Origin of the sequence: Ruegeria marina (assembly GCF_900101475.1) — a bacterium.
GTDB classification, from domain to species: Bacteria; Pseudomonadota; Alphaproteobacteria; order Rhodobacterales; family Rhodobacteraceae; genus Ruegeria_B; species Ruegeria_B marina.
Genome location: NZ_FMZV01000018.1, coordinates 1 through 728 on the forward strand (window position 1 = coordinate 1; position 728 = coordinate 728).

Here is a 728-nt window from a genome sequence, read left to right on the forward strand (position 1 = left end):
TCCGGCGGCACCAAGGGCTCCGGCGGCACCAAGGGCTCCGGCGGCACCAAGGGATCCGGCGGCACCGAAACACCGTCGGACGGCAAGATCACGACATCCTTCCAGGTCGGAGAGGACGGCCAGGTCACAGTCGAGGTCTCGCAACTGACCAGCGGGGAGTTGTTCTTCCGTCTCTCCCCCACGACCTTCGACGGCACCGAACCCGATCTGGACGGTTTCTTCTTCAACATGGCCGATGATGCCGCGGTCTCGGGACTGAACTTCCATCCGTCAGATAACCAGGGTCAGGTGACCGGTCATCAGGGTCTTGCAAACGGCGTCAACGGTCTGGCGAACGGTTTCCAAACCGGTATCAACTTTGACGGGGCGTTCCAGTTCGGCAGCGGCGCGGATTCAAGCACCGGTGGTACGGTCCATGACGTCAACTTCACGCTCTGGTCGAACAATGGCCCGCTGACCTTGCAGGACATCGACCTGAACAGCATCTCGGTCGCGGTCAATACCGACGGGGCCAACCCTGAACTCCTGACCCGCGCGGACGCGGTGAACGCCGCCGCCAGCGGCACGGATTCCTATCACAACGGTGGCGTCGAGGGGGACAGTTTCGACGCGTGGTACCAGCATACCCTGGCCAGCGAAGAGACCGACCCGAACGGGTCCCGCGGCTCCGGCGGCACCAAAGGGTCTGGCGGCACCAAAGGATCCGGCGGCACCAAGGGCTCCGGCGG

1 protein-coding gene is annotated in these 728 nt (G+C 64.1%); it reads left to right on the plus strand.

What is annotated here, in order from left to right; translation table 11 throughout:
• Positions 1–728 (plus strand): hypothetical protein (locus BLT75_RS24465; RefSeq protein WP_218128977.1); only part of this gene is annotated, 728 nt, incomplete at both ends.